14 protein-coding genes are annotated in these 14,410 nt (G+C 72.9%); 6 read left to right on the top strand and 8 right to left on the bottom strand.

What is annotated here, in order from left to right:
• Positions 1-20: 20 nt before the first annotated feature.
• The 7 genes from CP977_RS14190 to rsmI all read right to left on the bottom strand — a co-directional run bounded on the left by CP977_RS14190 (position 21) and on the right by rsmI (position 6,094).
• Positions 21-248, bottom strand: a complete 228-nt coding sequence (locus CP977_RS14190) for a hypothetical protein (protein ID WP_152370207.1) — start codon at positions 246-248, stop codon at positions 21-23.
• 95 nt (positions 249-343) lie between these two features.
• Complete coding sequence (locus tag CP977_RS14195; protein ID WP_109187183.1) at positions 344-1,291, bottom strand: 4-(cytidine 5'-diphospho)-2-C-methyl-D-erythritol kinase; 948 nt, start codon at positions 1,289-1,291, stop codon at positions 344-346.
• The gene (rsmA, locus tag CP977_RS14200) at positions 1,288-2,160 is read right to left on the bottom strand and encodes a 16S rRNA (adenine(1518)-N(6)/adenine(1519)-N(6))-dimethyltransferase RsmA (protein WP_062754834.1); all 873 of its coding nucleotides are present in this window, start codon (positions 2,158-2,160) and stop codon (positions 1,288-1,290) included. Before rsmA ends, CP977_RS14195 begins: the two co-directional genes overlap by 4 nt.
• Before the next feature lie 99 nt (positions 2,161-2,259).
• Complete coding sequence (locus CP977_RS14205; RefSeq protein WP_152370208.1) at positions 2,260-3,609, bottom strand: resuscitation-promoting factor; 1,350 nt, start codon at positions 3,607-3,609, stop codon at positions 2,260-2,262.
• A gap of 102 nt (positions 3,610-3,711) precedes the next feature.
• A complete protein-coding gene (locus CP977_RS14210) occupies positions 3,712-4,581 on the bottom strand; it encodes a TatD family hydrolase (protein ID WP_152370209.1) in 870 nt (289 codons plus the stop codon).
• A 49-nt stretch (positions 4,582-4,630) separates the two neighbouring features.
• The gene (locus tag CP977_RS14215; protein ID WP_062754830.1) at positions 4,631-5,047 is read right to left on the bottom strand and encodes a hypothetical protein; all 417 of its coding nucleotides are present in this window, start codon (positions 5,045-5,047) and stop codon (positions 4,631-4,633) included.
• A gap of 138 nt (positions 5,048-5,185) precedes the next feature.
• Complete coding sequence (rsmI, locus tag CP977_RS14220; RefSeq protein WP_183953333.1) at positions 5,186-6,094, bottom strand: 16S rRNA (cytidine(1402)-2'-O)-methyltransferase; 909 nt, start codon at positions 6,092-6,094, stop codon at positions 5,186-5,188.
• 52 nt (positions 6,095-6,146) lie between these two features.
• Here rsmI and CP977_RS14225 point away from each other — a divergent pair, with 52 nt between their 5' ends.
• The 4 genes from CP977_RS14225 to CP977_RS14240 all read left to right on the top strand — a co-directional run bounded on the left by CP977_RS14225 (position 6,147) and on the right by CP977_RS14240 (position 12,118).
• Positions 6,147-7,889 carry a dolichyl-phosphate-mannose--protein mannosyltransferase gene (locus tag CP977_RS14225; protein ID WP_062754826.1) on the top strand — a complete coding sequence of 581 codons (1,743 nt, stop codon included), beginning with the start codon at positions 6,147-6,149 and terminating at the stop codon, positions 7,887-7,889.
• A gap of 406 nt (positions 7,890-8,295) precedes the next feature.
• Complete coding sequence (locus CP977_RS14230) at positions 8,296-9,483, top strand: peptidase inhibitor family I36 protein (RefSeq protein WP_062754824.1); 1,188 nt, start codon at positions 8,296-8,298, stop codon at positions 9,481-9,483.
• 419 nt (positions 9,484-9,902) lie between these two features.
• The gene (locus CP977_RS14235) at positions 9,903-11,555 is read left to right on the top strand and encodes a penicillin-binding transpeptidase domain-containing protein (RefSeq protein ID WP_152370210.1); all 1,653 of its coding nucleotides are present in this window, start codon (positions 9,903-9,905) and stop codon (positions 11,553-11,555) included.
• A gap of 77 nt (positions 11,556-11,632) precedes the next feature.
• A complete protein-coding gene (locus CP977_RS14240; RefSeq protein WP_152370211.1) occupies positions 11,633-12,118 on the top strand; it encodes a YbaK/EbsC family protein in 486 nt (161 codons plus the stop codon).
• Positions 12,119-12,276: 158 nt separating this feature from the next.
• Here CP977_RS14240 and CP977_RS14245 read toward each other — a convergent pair whose 3' ends face one another.
• Positions 12,277-12,705, bottom strand: coding sequence for an ATP-binding protein (locus CP977_RS14245; protein ID WP_062754818.1), 429 nt, complete (start codon positions 12,703-12,705; stop codon positions 12,277-12,279).
• Between the two features lie 266 nt (positions 12,706-12,971).
• Here CP977_RS14245 and CP977_RS14250 point away from each other — a divergent pair, with 266 nt between their 5' ends.
• On the top strand, positions 12,972-13,760 hold the full coding sequence (locus tag CP977_RS14250; protein ID WP_062754816.1) for a GntR family transcriptional regulator: 789 nt from the start codon (positions 12,972-12,974) through the stop codon (positions 13,758-13,760).
• A gap of 14 nt (positions 13,761-13,774) precedes the next feature.
• Positions 13,775-14,407 (top strand): YdcF family protein, encoded by a 633-nt coding sequence (locus CP977_RS14255; protein ID WP_104860695.1) that lies wholly within the window; start codon positions 13,775-13,777, stop codon positions 14,405-14,407.
• The last annotated feature ends 3 nt before the right edge of the window (positions 14,408-14,410 follow it).

The raw sequence follows: 14,410 nt of genomic DNA on the forward strand, positions 1-14,410 counted from the left end.
CGGGAACAGGGCGCGGGTACTCAGCTGCCGGGTGAGTACGGGGGCTCCGGCCGCCGGTCCCGCAGGCCTCGGACGAGGGCCCGGGCGGAGTCGACCATGAGGCCGGGCACGACGACGAGGAAGAGCGGGACCGGGATCCGGTCCGGCAGGAGTGCCGGGGGTTCGCCGTGAACGAGCCAGAGGACCGAGGCCCAGCAGCACGCCCCCGTCACGAGGGCGTGCGCCACCGGCCGTACCCGTGCCGGCACCGGCTTCCGCCGCTTCTTCACGTTCCCCCTGGCCCGCCGCCCCGGCCCGTCCGGTCCGGCGGGCCAGGGTGGCAGGCGCGGGTGAAGGGAAGGTGTCAGTCCGGCAGAATCGTCGCCCCGGCCGCCGGGGACGTCGCCGTGCGGGCCGTGCGGCAGGTGCCCGAGGCGGTCAGGGCGGCGGCGACCGCCTGTGCCGCCTCCGCGTCCTTCACCAGGAACGCGGTCGTCGGGCCCGAGCCGGAGACCAGGGCGGCGAGCGCGCCCGCTTCCGTGCCGGCCGCCAGGGTCGCGGCGAGCGAGGGGCGCAGGGAGAGCGCCGGGGCCTGGAGGTCGTTGGCGAGGGCGCCCGCGAGGGCGGTGGTGTCACCGGTGCGCAGGGCCTCCAGGAGGGCCGGGGAGGCGGCCGGTTCGGGGACGTCGGTGCCCTCGGTGAGCCGGTCGAACTCGCCGAAGACGACCGGGGTGGAGAGCCCGCCGTCCGCGACGGCGAACACCCAGTGGAAGGCGCCGCCCACCGGCAGCTCCGTCAGCTTCTCACCGCGGCCGGTGCCGAGCGCGGCCCCGCCGACGAGGCTGAACGGCACGTCGGAGCCCAGCTCCGCGCAGATGTCGAGGAGTTCGGCGCGGGGAGTGTTCAGGCCCCAGAGCGCGTCGCACGCGAGCAGCGCGCCCGCGCCGTCCGCGCTGCCGCCCGCCATGCCGCCGGCGACCGGGATGTCCTTGGCGATGTGCAGGTGCACGTCCGGGGCGATGCCGTGCCGGGCGGCGAGGAGTTCGGCGGCGCGGGCCGCGAGGTTGGTGCGGTCGAGCGGCACCTTGTCGGCGTCCGGGCCCTCGCAGGTGACCGTCAGGGCCTCGGCGGGGGTGGCGGTCACCTCGTCGTACAGGGAGACGGCGAGGAAGACGTTGGCCAGGTCGTGGAAGCCGTCGGGGCGGGCCGCGCCGACCGCGAGCTGGGCGTTGACCTTGGCGGGGACGCGGACGGTGACGGACCGCCGCCCCTCGCCCGTACCGCCGCGCACCGGCTCCGTACCGCCGCTCATGCCTTCGCCTCCGCGATCCGCGCGAACTCCTCCACCGTCAGGGACTCGCCGCGCGCCTGCGGCGAGATCCCGGCCTTCACCAGGGCCTCCTCGGCCGCCGCCGGGGAGCCCGCCCAGCCCGCGAGGGCCGCGCGGAGGGTCTTGCGGCGCTGCGCGAAGGCCGCGTCCACGACCGCGAAGACCTCCTGCCGGGTGGCGGTGGTCGCCAGCGGCTCGGTGCGGCGGACCAGGGAGACCAGGCCGGAGTCGACGTTCGGCGCGGGCCAGAAGACGTTGCGGCCGATCGCGCCGGCCCGCTTCACCTCGGCGTACCAGTTGGCCTTCACCGACGGCACCCCGTACACCTTGTTCCCCGGCCGGGCGGCGAGCCGGTCCGCGACCTCGGCCTGGACCATGACGAGGGTCCGCTCGATGGTCGGGAAGCGCTCCAGCATGTGCAGCAGGACGGGCACGGCCACGTTGTACGGCAGGTTCGCGACGAGCGCGGTCGGCGCCGGGCCCGGCAGCTCCTCGACCAGCATGGCGTCGGAGTGCACGAGCGCGAAGCGGTCGGCGCGCGCGGGCATCCGGGCCTGGATCGTGGCGGGCAGCGCGGCGGCGAGGACGTCGTCGATCTCGACGGCGGTCACCCGGTCCGCGGCCTCCAGGAGGGCCAGGGTGAGGGAGCCGAGGCCGGGCCCCACCTCCACCACCACGTCGTCGGGGCGCACCCCGGCCGTGCGGACGATCCGCCGGACGGTGTTGGCGTCGATGACGAAGTTCTGGCCCTTCTGCTTCGTGGGGCGCACGCCGAGGGCGGCGGCCAGCTCACGGATGTCGGCGGGGCCGAGGAGGGCGTCGGGGGTTTCGGGACCGGTGGTGTCGCTCACCAGTACAGACTAGGGCTTGCCCGGCACCCGGCCCGTCGCACGCCCCGCCCCGCGACCCGCCGCACGCCTTGTCGCACGCCCCGCTCCGCGACCCGCCGCTCACCCGCCCAGCCTGCGCCCGCAGTGGGGCCACGGGCTCGCGCCCCGCTGCACGTACAGCTTCTTCGCGCGGAAGGTCTGCTCGGCGGCGGGCGCCTCCTGGGCGGTGCCGGTGCCGCCGAGCGAGCGCCAGGTGGCGGGGTCGAACTGGTACAGCCCGCCGTACGTCCCCGAGGGGTCCACGGCGTCCGGCCTGCCGCCGGACTCGCAGGCGGCGAGCGCGGCCCAGTCGAGGCCGTCGGTGCCGGCGACGGAGGCGGGCGGGCGGCGGGTGCCGACCCGCACCGTGCGGCTGACGGGCTCGCGGACCAGCTCCTCGCCGATCCGGCGGGGCCGTCCCTGCACGCCGTTGACCGTGCGCAGGGCGTACGTGACGCGGCGCAGGCCGTGGACGCCCTGCCGTTCGACGACCTCGGTCCCGGCGAAGAGCTCCGGGTCGCGGACCCGCTCGACGGCGTACGGGACGGTCTCCTCGCGCACCCGCCTGCTGTCGGTGATCCGCAGCACGGCGACCGTCTGGCCGTCGCGCGGGAAGGAGCCGGGCTCGACGGAGAGGGCGTCCTGCCCGGCGAGGACGATCCCGGACTCGGCGAGCGCCTCGCGGACGGTGGCGGCGTTGGTGCGGACGGTCCGCTCGCGCCCGTCGGCGAGGAAGGTGACGGCCCGCTCGGTGCGCACGTCGAGGGCGAGGCCGTGCCGGGAGATGGCGGCCGAGCGGGAGACCGAGAGGTAGGCGCCCTCCGCGCGGACCCCGAGCTGCCGCAGCGCCTCCTCGACGTTCCGCGCGGTCGTCCACACCCGGTGGCGGCGCCCGTCGAGGGTGAGGGTGACCGGGCGCCCGTAGCGGACGACGACTTCGTCGCCGTCGGTGAGGGCGTGGCCGGCGGCGGGGGCGACGATGTCGTGCCCGTCGACGGCCAGGCCCTCGTCGTCGAGGAGCTCCCCGACGTCGTCGGCGAAGGTGTGCAGGGTGCGCGGGACGCCGTCCACGGAGAGCCGGACGGTCTTGTCGTCGGCGACGAAGGCGGTGGTGCCGCCGGCGAGGAAGGCGACGACGAGGGCCTGCGGGACGAGCCGCCGCAGCCCGTCCCCGGCGGACTTCGCGAGCCCGGGGGCTCCGGAGGGGCCGGTGGCGGGCCCGGAGGCCCTGCGGCGGCGGGCGGCGCGGCGGGCCCCGGCGCGGGTGCCCTGGCCGGGGACGGCGACGGGAACGGTGCCGGGGGCCGTACCGGGGGCGGCCCCGGGCACCACCAGCGGTGCCGCCTGCGTCGGCTGTTCGTGCAGGGAGAGACCGGCGGGGGGTGTGCCGCCCCGGCGTCCGGCCCGGTGACTGCCCTGGGAAGTGCTCACGAGGCCGGGACCCTAGCCCCGACCCCGGTCACGCTCCACGGCGACCCGACTACTTCCCGTAACCGTTATGGATCGGTGACAGTAGGTGCGGCGCCCTCGCGCTCAGTAGTCGAACGCGCGGGCCGTGTTCACCGCGATCGCCTCCGCCAGCTCGTTCTCCCCGATTCCGCGCACCTCCGCCATGGCCCGGACGGTGACCGGGATCAGGTACGAGGCGTTGGGGCGGCCCCGGAAGGGCGCCGGGGTGAGGAAGGGGGCGTCGGTCTCGACGAGGACGAGCTCCAGGGGGGCGACCGCGAGGGCGTCCCGGAGGGGCTGGGCGTTCTTGAAGGTGACGTTGCCGGCGAAGGACATGTAGTAGCCCTTGGCCGCGCAGATCTCCGCCATCTCGGCGTCGCCGGAGTAGCAGTGGAAGACGGTCCGGTCGGGGGCGCCCTCCTCGTCCAGGACGCGCAGCACGTCGGCGTGGGCCTCCCGGTCGTGGATGACGAGCGCCTTGCCGTGCCGCTTGGCGATCTCGATGTGGGCGCGGAAGGAGCGCTCCTGCGCGGCGACGCCCTCGGGTCCCGTGCGGAAGAAGTCGAGGCCGGTCTCGCCGACGCCGCGCACGTGGGGCAGGGCGGCGAGCCGGTCGATCTCGGCGAGCGCGTCGTCCAGGGCCGCGTCCCCGCCGCCCTCGCGCGCCCCCTGCCGGGACCAGCCGTCGGGGTCGCCGAGAACGATCCTGGGGGCTTCGTTGGGGTGCAGGGCGACGGCCGCGTGCACGTTGGCGTGGGCGGCGGCCGTCTCGGCGGCCCACCGGGAGCCCTTCACGTCGCAGCCGACCTGCACGACCGTGGTGACGCCGACGGCGGCGGCCTTCACCAGGGCCTCCTCGACGGTCCCGGACTGCATGTCCAGATGGGTGTGCGAGTCCGCGACCTCCACGAGGAGGGGTTCGGGCAGCGGCGGCGGGGCGTCCTTGGCACTCATGGCCCCGATCGTACGAGGACCACGAGCGCCGGGGACGCGCCCTTTTCCGCTAGCCGCGCCTGCGGAAGGGGTGCAGCAGGTCCGACAGGTGCCAGTGGTGCGGCACGGGCGGGACGTCCGGGCCCTCGGTCAGCTCCTGCCCGATGGGCCCGGCGGGCCCGATCGGCTTGGTCTCCTTGGATCCGCGTCCGTGCTTCTCCGTCGCGGCGATCAGGTCGAGCACCGAGGACACCTGCCCCGCCCGCATGATCCGGACGACGTGGCCGCCGCAGTTCAAGCAGGTGGGGCTGGACAGCGGGGACGGCACCCGCTCTCCCCCGGCCTTGTAGACGACGAATTCCTGGCCGGCGGCGTCGACGTGGTGCTCGATGTCGTACGCCTGCTCCCAGCCGTATCCACAGCGCATGCAGGCGAAGGCGTACGCCTCGTGGACGACGGATGTACCGGTGCCGGTGATCTCGCTCATGCCAGCTCCTCTCCACTGATCAGTGGACGCCTTTTCGGGCCGGAGCGCATCGGCGCGGGTCGAACCATGGGGGGCTTTTGGCCCTTCCCTTGCCTAGCGCCCTGCGAAGAGTCCCGGCGCCGGTTTCGGCTTTGCCTTTCAGGTTAGCCCTTTACCGTTTCCGGGGCTCTGCGCGGCTTTTCCGGGAGCCTGCGCTGCCGCGTTCTTTGCCGCGACGACGGCATCGAACACCTCCCTCTTGGGAAGGCCCGCCTCAGCGGCGACGGCGGCGATCGCCTCCTTCCGGCGCTCCCCCGCCTCCTCGCGCACCCGCACCCTGCGTACCAGCTCCTCGGCGTCGAGTTCGGCGGGCCCGGTCTCGGGGGCGCCCTCGACCACGACGGTGATCTCGCCCCGTACGCCCTCGGCCGCCCAGGCGGCCAGCTCGCCCAGCGGGCCGCGCTTGACCTCCTCGTACGTCTTGGTCAGCTCGCGGCAGACGGCGGCCCGGCGGTCGGTGCCGAAGACCTCGGCCATCGCGGCGAGGGTGTCGTCGAGGCGGTGCGGGGCCTCGAAGTAGACGAGGGTCCGGCGCTCGTCCGCGACCTCCCGCAGCCGTCCCAGGCGCTCGCCGGCCTTCCTGGGCAGGAAGCCCTCGAAGCAGAAGCGATCGACGGGCAGGCCGGAGAGGGCGAGGGCGGTGAGGACGGCGGACGGGCCGGGCACGGCCGTGACCTTGACGCCCTCCTCGACGGCGGCGGCGACGAGCCGGTAGCCGGGGTCCGACACGGACGGCATGCCCGCGTCGGTCACGAGCAGCACCCGCGCCCCGCCGACCAGGGCCTCGACCAGCTCGGGCGTCCGGGCGGACTCGTTGCCCTCGAAGTACGAGACGACGCGCCCGGAGGTGTGGATGCCGAGCGCCCGGGTCAGGCCGCGCAGCCTGCGGGTGTCCTCGGCGGCCACGATGTCCGCGTTCTCCAACTCGGTGGCGAGCCGGGGCGGGGCGTCCGCGATGTCGCCGATGGGGGTCCCTGCGAGTACCAGCGTTCCTGTCACAGGTGCCATCCTCCCAGCCCGGACAGGCGACTCGCACAGGCGCGTTCCCTACGATGGCGCGGTGACCAGTACCGCACCCGAGACCCTGGAGGGCCGGCAGTCCGTGGCAGAGCCCTCTTCGTGGCAGCAGCGGCTCCGGCGCTTCGGCTACGCGCCGCCCGCCGGAAGCGCCGCCCCCGTCGGGCTGCGGGAGCGGCTCGACCCCCCGTACACCCGTCCCTCCGCGCGCGTGTGGTCGCTCCTCGGCGTCGGCCCCGGGCAGGCCGACCGGCTGTGGCGGCTCCTCGCCTGGGGCGGTCCGCTCCTGGTCACGGCGGTCGCGGGGCTCCTCCGGTTCTGGAACCTGGGCAAGCCGAACGCGGTGATATTCGACGAGACGTACTACGCCAAGGACTCCTGGGCGCTGATCAACCAGGGGTACGAGGGGGCCTGGCCGAAGGACGTCGACGGGACGATCCTGCGGGACCCGGGGTCGGTCGTCGTGCCGACCGACCCGGGCTACGTCGTGCACCCGCCGATGGGCAAGTGGGTGATCGGCGTCGGCGAGAAGCTGTTCGGCTTCGAGCCGTTCGGCTGGCGCTTCATGGTGGCCCTGCTCGGCACCCTGTCGGTCCTCATGCTGTGCCGGATCGGGCGGCGCCTGTTCCGCTCGACGCTCCTGGGCTGCCTGGCGGGCCTGCTGCTCGCGGTCGACGGGCTGCACTTCGTGATGAGCCGCACCGCGCTCCTCGACCAGGTCCTCATGTTCTTCGTGCTCGCCTCCTTCGGCTGCCTCGTCCTGGACCGCGACCGGGTCAGGAAACGGCTGGCGGCGGCGCTCCCGGAGGACGAGGAGGGGGTGCTGCGGCCGGACGCGGAGATCGCGGAGTCCCTGCGGTTCGGATGGCGGCCGTGGCGGATCGCGGCCGGCGTGATGCTGGGGCTCGCGGCGGCGACCAAGTGGAACGGCCTGTACGTCATGGTGGCCTTCGGCCTGATGACGGTCCTGTGGGACGTGGCGGGGCGGCGCACGGCCGGCGCGGTCCGCCCGTACGTCTCGGTGATCAGGAAGGACCTGGTCCCGGCGTTCGTGTCGGTGGTGCCGGTCGCGATCGTGACGTACCTGGTGACCTGGACCGGCTGGATCGTCGGCGACAAGGGCTACTTCCGCACCTGGGCCGCCGACCAGGACAAGCTGCACGGCGGCGGGACCTGGAGCTGGCTGCCGGACTGGCTGCGCAGCCTCTGGCACTACGAGACCGAGGTCTACTCCTTCCACGTGGGCCTGACCTCGCCGCACACGTACGAGTCGAACCCCTGGTCCTGGATCGTCCTCGGCCGCCCCGTCTCGTACTTCTACGAGTCGCCGGCCCCCGGCACGCAGGGCTGCCCGGCCGACGCCGGGGAGAAGTGCGCCCAGGAGGTCCTGGCCCTCGGCACCCCGCTCCTGTGGTGGGCCGCCTGCTTCGCGATCCTGTACGTCCTGTGGCGCTGGGCCTTCCGCCGCGACTGGCGCGCGGGCGCGATCGCCTGCGGCGTCGCGGCCGGCTGGCTCCCCTGGTTCCTCTACCAGGAGCGCACCATCTTCCTCTTCTACGCGGTCGTCTTCGTCCCGTTCCTGTGCCTGGCGGTCGCCATGATGCTGGGCGCCCTCATCGGCCCCCGGGGCTCCACGGAACGCCGCCGCACCTTCGGCGCGGTGGCGGCGGGATGTCTCGTCCTCCTCATCGTCTGGAACTTCATCTACTTCTGGCCGATCTACACGGGCACGCCGATCCCGCTGGAGGACTGGCGGGGGCGGATGTGGCTGGACACGTGGGTCTAGCGGGGAGAACGTGGCGATGGGGCGCGACCGGTGGTCGCGCCCCATCGGTTGTCGCTGGTGGCTCGCGGTGGCTGCCGACGGCCCTCGGACGGCCCGGGAGCCGGCCCACCGGTTCCGCCACCGCGCAGGCAAGAGCAAGGTCCGGGGCGTGAGCGAGGTGGCGGCCACGGCGTTCGCCGACGCCGTCACCGCTCGTCACCACGTCAAAGGCCAACCCGTTCGTCCACAGCGGCAAACACCGTCGCCGTACCGGACCAAAGGTCGTGCATGCGGGCCTTCTGCCGTCGTACCTGTCAGTGGGGGCCGATGGGGCGATGAAACCGCGTAGCGGCGGGCGGAAGCCTGCGGATACGGTCCTCGCTGTGGCGCGTTGAATCATGCACGCGTCACATCAGGGAGGGAATTCATGCGTACACCCCTGTTCCGGCGTCTGGCCGCCACGGCCGCCGCGCTGGGACTCACTTCGCTCGGCCTGCTCGGCGCGGGCGCCGCGCCCGCGCAGGCCGCGGTGAGCGACTGCCCCACGGGGTACTTCTGTGCGTGGGCGAACACCGACAGCACGGGGTCGATGTTCAAGACGCAGTCGAGTAAAGCCACGCTGGGCACGTGGGACAACAAGTTCCGCCTGATCATCAACCGCACGCCGGGCTTCGCCTGCACGTTTGACGAGCCGAACTACGAGGACGGGGCCGGACGGTACGGGAACGACGGTTACACCACCACCATCGCCAGCAGGTCCGTCAGCTCGGTGAAAATCGTCCGCACGATCCGGGAGTGCGAGGGGCCGGCGTACCCCTACTGGATCTCGGAGACCTCGCCCAAGGCCGCCGGATTCGGCGACATGAACGGCGACCGGAGGGCGGACGTCCTCGTCCGCGACCTGGTCGGACGCCTGTGGTTCCTGCCCGGCGTCGACGGCAGCGGCCGACTCGTCGGCACGGGCGGCTGGAACACCTTCAACGCCATGGTCCGGCACGGCGACTTCAGCCGGGACAACCGCGAGGACGTGATCGCCCGCGAGGCGGCCACCGGCAAGCTGTGGCTCTACCCCGGCACCGGGACCGGCGGCCTCGGCACGCGCAAGCTGATCGGCAGCGGCGGCTGGAACACCATGAGCCGGATCGCCGCGTTCGGCGACCTGACCGGCGACGCGCGCTCCGACCTGCTCGCGGTGGAGAAGTCCACCGGGAAGCTGTGGCTGTACCCGGGCACCTCCACGGGCACCCTGGGCGCGCGCAAGCTGATCGGCACCGGCGGCTGGAACGGCATGAACGCCCTGGCGGGCGTCGGCGACATGAACGGCGACGGCCGGGCCGACTTGTACGCCCGCGAGGCGTCGACCGGCAAGCTCTGGCTCTACCCGGGCAAGGCCGGTGCGCTCGGTGCGCGGGTGCTGGTCGGCAGCGGCGGCTGGAACGGCATGCCGACGCTCATCGCCAACGGCGACTGGTCGGGCGACGGCCGCCCGGACCTCATCGCGACGAATGCCGCCGACGGCATGCTGTACCGGTACGCGGGTACGGGCAGGGGCGGCCTCGGAGCCGGCGACTGGCTCGGCGGCGGCGACTGGCAGGACCTGAACGGCGCCTTCTGACCCTCGCAAGGGCCTCCGCTTCCGCGCGGGGGCCCTTCCCACACCCGGCAAGGTCCGCTGCCGTACCAGGACGAAAACCATCCGCCGCCGACGAAACGGTTACCGGACGAAGGTCGCCGAGGTCGCCCTGCTTGCGACCGTCACGGCCCAGGGACGGCCCAGCCTCGGCACGGCGGCCCCAGAAGCCGGAGGAGTCGCTGGTCAGGGCCGTACGGGCCGGGATTCGCGAGGCTTCATCCACTTCTGGCCGATCTGCACGGGAACGCCGATCCCGCTGGAGGACTGGCGGGGGCGGATGTGGCTGGACACGTGGGTGTAACGGTTCCGGGACGGGTGTGACGGACATAAAGAATGTTGCTCGACACCCCCGGGAATCCACTGCTTGACTCGTGGGTCCACACGGGGAGGGAAACGCAGTCATGCGCAGTGGAGCCAAGGTCGCGATCGTCGGAGGGGTCTTCGCGGTCGTCGCGGGCGGGGTCGGTTACGGGGGCTACAACCTGTGGAACGGGGTCACGGGCGGCGACTCGACCGTGAACACCCGGAGCGAGGCCGCGCCGGAGAAGAGATCGGGGCCGGTCACCGCCGAGGAGACGACGGCCGTCTCGAAGGAGTTCCTGGCGGCCTGGGCCGCCGGTGAGTCCGACAAGGCCGCCCAGTTGACGAACGACCCGGTCACGGCGGGCCCCGCGCTGCTCGCCTACAAGGAGGGCGCGAAGGTCTCGAAGGCGGTGATCACACCGGGGACGCCGGTCGGCACGAAGGTGCCGTTCACGGTGAGGGCGACGGTCTCGTACGAGGGCGTGTCCAAGGACCTGGCGTACGCCTCCGAGCTGACGGTGGTCCGGGGCCAGACCACCGGCCGGCCGCTGGTGCAGTGGCGGCCGGCCGTCCTCCACCCGAAGCTGACCGCCGGCGCGACCCTGCGCACCGGCACCGCGAAGGTCGCCTCCGTGAAGGCCGTCGACCGGAACGGGGCCGAGCTGACCAAGGAGAAGTACCCCTCGCTCGGCGTCGTCATCGACACCCTGCGGCAGCGGTACGGGGCGCAGGCGGGCGGCACGACCGGCGTCGAGACCTGGATCGACTCGGGCAGCGAGTCCGTCGCCGACACCCCCCTCCTGGTCCTGCGGCAGGGGAAGCCGGGCACCATAAAGACCACCATCGACGCGAAGGTCCAGGCGGCGGCCGAGAAGGCGGTCAAGACGTACGGCCAGGCCTCCGTGGCGGCGGTCGAGCCGTCCACGGGCGCGATACGGGCGGTGGCGAACAGCCCGGCGGAGGGCTTCAACGCGGCCTTTCAGGGGCAGCAGGCCCCGGGCTCCACGATGAAGATCGTGACGGCGGCGATGATGATGGAGCACGGGATCGCCGGCCCCGACGACCGGGTGGAGTGCCCGCCCGACGTCCAGTGGCTCGGCAGGACCTTCCAGAACCTGGACCGCTTCGAGATCAAGAACGGCACCCTCACCGAGGCGTTCCGCCAGTCCTGCAACACCGCCTTCATCAAGGCGATCACCCCGCTCAACAAGAAGGGCATCGCGGACACCGCCCTCGGCGAGACCGCCCGCCGCTACTTCGGCATCGGAGCCACCTGGGAGGTCGGCGTCCCGACGACGCCGACGGACGGCAGCGTCCCCGCGTCGGACGGACCCGAGACGGCCGCCTCGTACATCGGCCAGGGGAAGATCACGATGAACGCCCTGAACGTCGCCTCGCTCTCCGCGACCGTGAAGAACGGCGGCTTCCGCCAGCCGTACTTGGTGGCGAAGGAGTACGGCGACCGGGAGTTCGCCACGGCCGAGCGGCTGCCCCGGGGGATCGCCTCGGGGCTGAGCACGATGATGAGGGCGGCGACGACCCCCGGCGGCACCGCGGCCAAGGCCATGACGGGGGTGCCGTCCCCGAAGGGCGCGAAGACGGGTTCGGCAGAGGTCGACAACCAGGGCACGTCGAACAGCTGGTTCACCGGCTACTCCGGCGACCTCGCCGCGGGGGCCGTCGTCCAGGCCGGCGGGCACGGGGGCGACGCGGCGGGCCCGGTGGTGGCGCAGGTCCTCAAGGCGGGCTGAGCGGGCGGCGGGGCCGGGCCTCTCAAGGAGTGAAAGCCGATCGCGTGGCCCGTACACGGACCGCTGGCGTCCCCCCCATGACGACCGACCGCACCGCCTACCCCCTCTTCGCCTCCGCTCTCCAGGAGTTGGGGCTCGACGTCGAGGTCCGCCGCTTCCCCGACGAGACCCGCACCGCGCAGCAGGCCGCCGACGCGATCGGCTGCGCGGTCGCGGAGATCGTGAAGTCCCTGGTCTTCGCGGCGGACGGGGTGCCGGTGCTCGTCCTGATGGACGGCGCGTCCCGGGTGGACGTCGAACGGGTACGGGAGGAACTGGGCGCGGAGAAGGTGACCCGAGCCGACGCGAAGGTGGTCCGGGAGACGACGGGATACGCGATCGGCGGCGTCCCGCCGTTCGGCCACCGCACCCGGACCCGAGTGCTCGCGGATCGGGGCATCCTCGCCCACGAGGTGGTGTGGGCGGCGGCGGGCACCCCGCACACGGTCTTCGCGGTCGACCCGAAGACGCTGGTGACCCATGCGGGCGGCACGCTGGTGGACGTGCGCGAGCCTGCGGAGTGACCTCGCTCGTCACGCGCTCCGACCGGCCGAACGTTCAGACGCAAGCCTGTCATTCGGCTTCGGTCCGGGCACGAGGGCTCAACTCTCCGCGCCAGTAACCCCCTTGAAGTTCTTGCACCCTCCCTCGCAGCAGTCGACCGTACGATCCCCCGCCCGCATCACCACGGTTCACCATCCACGGGCAGCTCGGCCCACACCAGCTTGCCGGGGCCGCTCCGGTCCTCGACGCCCCATCTCGCGGCAAGGGTGTCGACCAGTGGGAGCCCCCGCCCGCCTTCCGCTCCTTCTTCGGCCGGAAGAGCCATCGCGGGCCGTCTCTCCGAGGCGTCATGGACTTCGACCCGCAGTCCTCCGGGGAGTCGGATGAAACGCGTCTCGACCTCCCGGCCGGGCACCCGGCCGTGGCGCACGGCGTTCGTCAACAGCTCGGACAGGACCAGCGAGGCGACACCCTCGATGGCGCCCCACTCCCACCGTTCCAGCGTCCGGCGCAGCTCGTGTCGGGCAAGTGGCACACTCTTGGCCGTCTGTCGCCAACGCAACACGATCGACTCGGCGTTCTGCGGTTTCACCGAAGCGGTGTCCATCAGGCCACCTCCTCACCGCGGTCGATCCGAGGCGGTAACGGACTCGGAGCCGGGCCGGCAAGGTGAATAGGGTTGTTCACGTGACGCTCCTCGAAGCGTTGGCCATGCCCCCAGACCGGTCGCTCGGTCGTGGGGGTCCGTTCATTCCGCAGCTCACCTACTCACTGTCCTAGGACTGCGGAACGCAGAGGCAACAGTGACGCACAGTCCCGAGACTGTCAACAGTCCTGGGACTGTGTTTGACTGAAGCGTTGAAAGGAGCTGGCGTGACACCCAAGTGGCGGGAACTCGCGGACAAACTGGCCGAACGCATCAGGAGCGGCGAGTACGCCGCCGGTCAGCGGCTTCCCCACATCCGGGACTTGGTGGAGGCCGGCGAGGGGTCGAAGTCCACCGTTCACGCGGCTTACAAGGCCCTGGAAGCCGAAGGGCTTGTCACGTCGTCCCGGGGTCACGGCACCGTCGTGCGCCATCAGGCGCCGTTGAAGCGGCTCGGCATCGCCCGGTACGACAAGGCCAAGTGGCGCGACGGCGACGAGGTCGCGTTCATCGCCGACCGGGTCGCCTCCGGGCGTGCGTACAGACGCGGGGAGCAGACCCAGACCGTCAGTCGTACGACCGCACCCGCGACCGTCGCCTCCGCGCTCGGCGTACCCGAGGGCGCGGACGTCTACGCGAGGGCGCGCCTGGTCAAGGAGGACGGTCGACCGACGCACACCCTGACCAGCTACTACCGTCCCGAGCACGTCGAGGGGACGCGGCTCGTGGATCCGGCCCCCGGCCCCGCCGGACGTGGTGGCGGCTTCCGCGTGCTCTACGACGCCGGGTACGAGATCGACCGCATGCGCGAGGAACTGCACGCCCGGACGGCCACGCCCGAGGAAGCCGCGCAGTTGCGGCTGGCGCCGGGCGAGTGGGTCGTGGAGCTGCACCGGACCGCGTACACGGCGGACGGCACCGTCGTGGAGTTCGCCGTCGGCGTCCACGCGGCCACGCGGTTCGCCTGGTCCTACGAGTTCGAGGTTCCCGACAGCGCCCGGGAGGAAGCACCGTGATCCCCGATCGGTTCATGGCCGACGCCCGGCTCCTCTGGGACTTCCAGCGGATGGGGCACGCGCCTCGGCCCTGTTCCGTGGCCGTCGGGCTCGGGAGTCACGATCTCGGGGTGGCCGACGTGGCGGTGGAGCTGTACCGGCGGGGCATGGCGCCGTTGATCGTGTTCACCGGGGCCACCAGCCCGACGACCCGGGACCGGATGCCGCGCGGCGAGGCCGTGCACTACCGGGAGCGGGCGGTGGAGGGCGGGGTGCCCGAGGAAGTCGTGCTCGTGGAGACGCGGGCGCGGAACACCGGGGAGAACATCCGGTTCTCCCGGGAACTGCTCGCGGAGCGGGGCGTGGACGTGTCGTCCGTACTGCTCGTCAGCAAGCCGTACGAGGAGCGGCGGGCGTACGCCACCGCCCGGCGGCTCTGGCCGGAGGTGGAGGTCGTCAGCGCGTCCACCCCCTTGGCGCTCGGCGCGTACGTCACGTCCGTCGGCGACGCCCGGCTCGTCCTCGACATGCTCGTGGGGGCCGTGCAGCGGCTGATCGTCTACCCGGCCCGGGGGTTCATGATCGAGCAGGAGATCCCCGAGGACGTGGTCGCCGCGTACGAGCGGCTTCGGGGTGCCGGGTTCACCGGGCGGCTCGTTCCCGAGTGAGCG

Source organism: Streptomyces cinereoruber (assembly GCF_009299385.1).
Classification (GTDB): domain Bacteria; phylum Actinomycetota; class Actinomycetes; order Streptomycetales; family Streptomycetaceae; genus Streptomyces; species Streptomyces bikiniensis.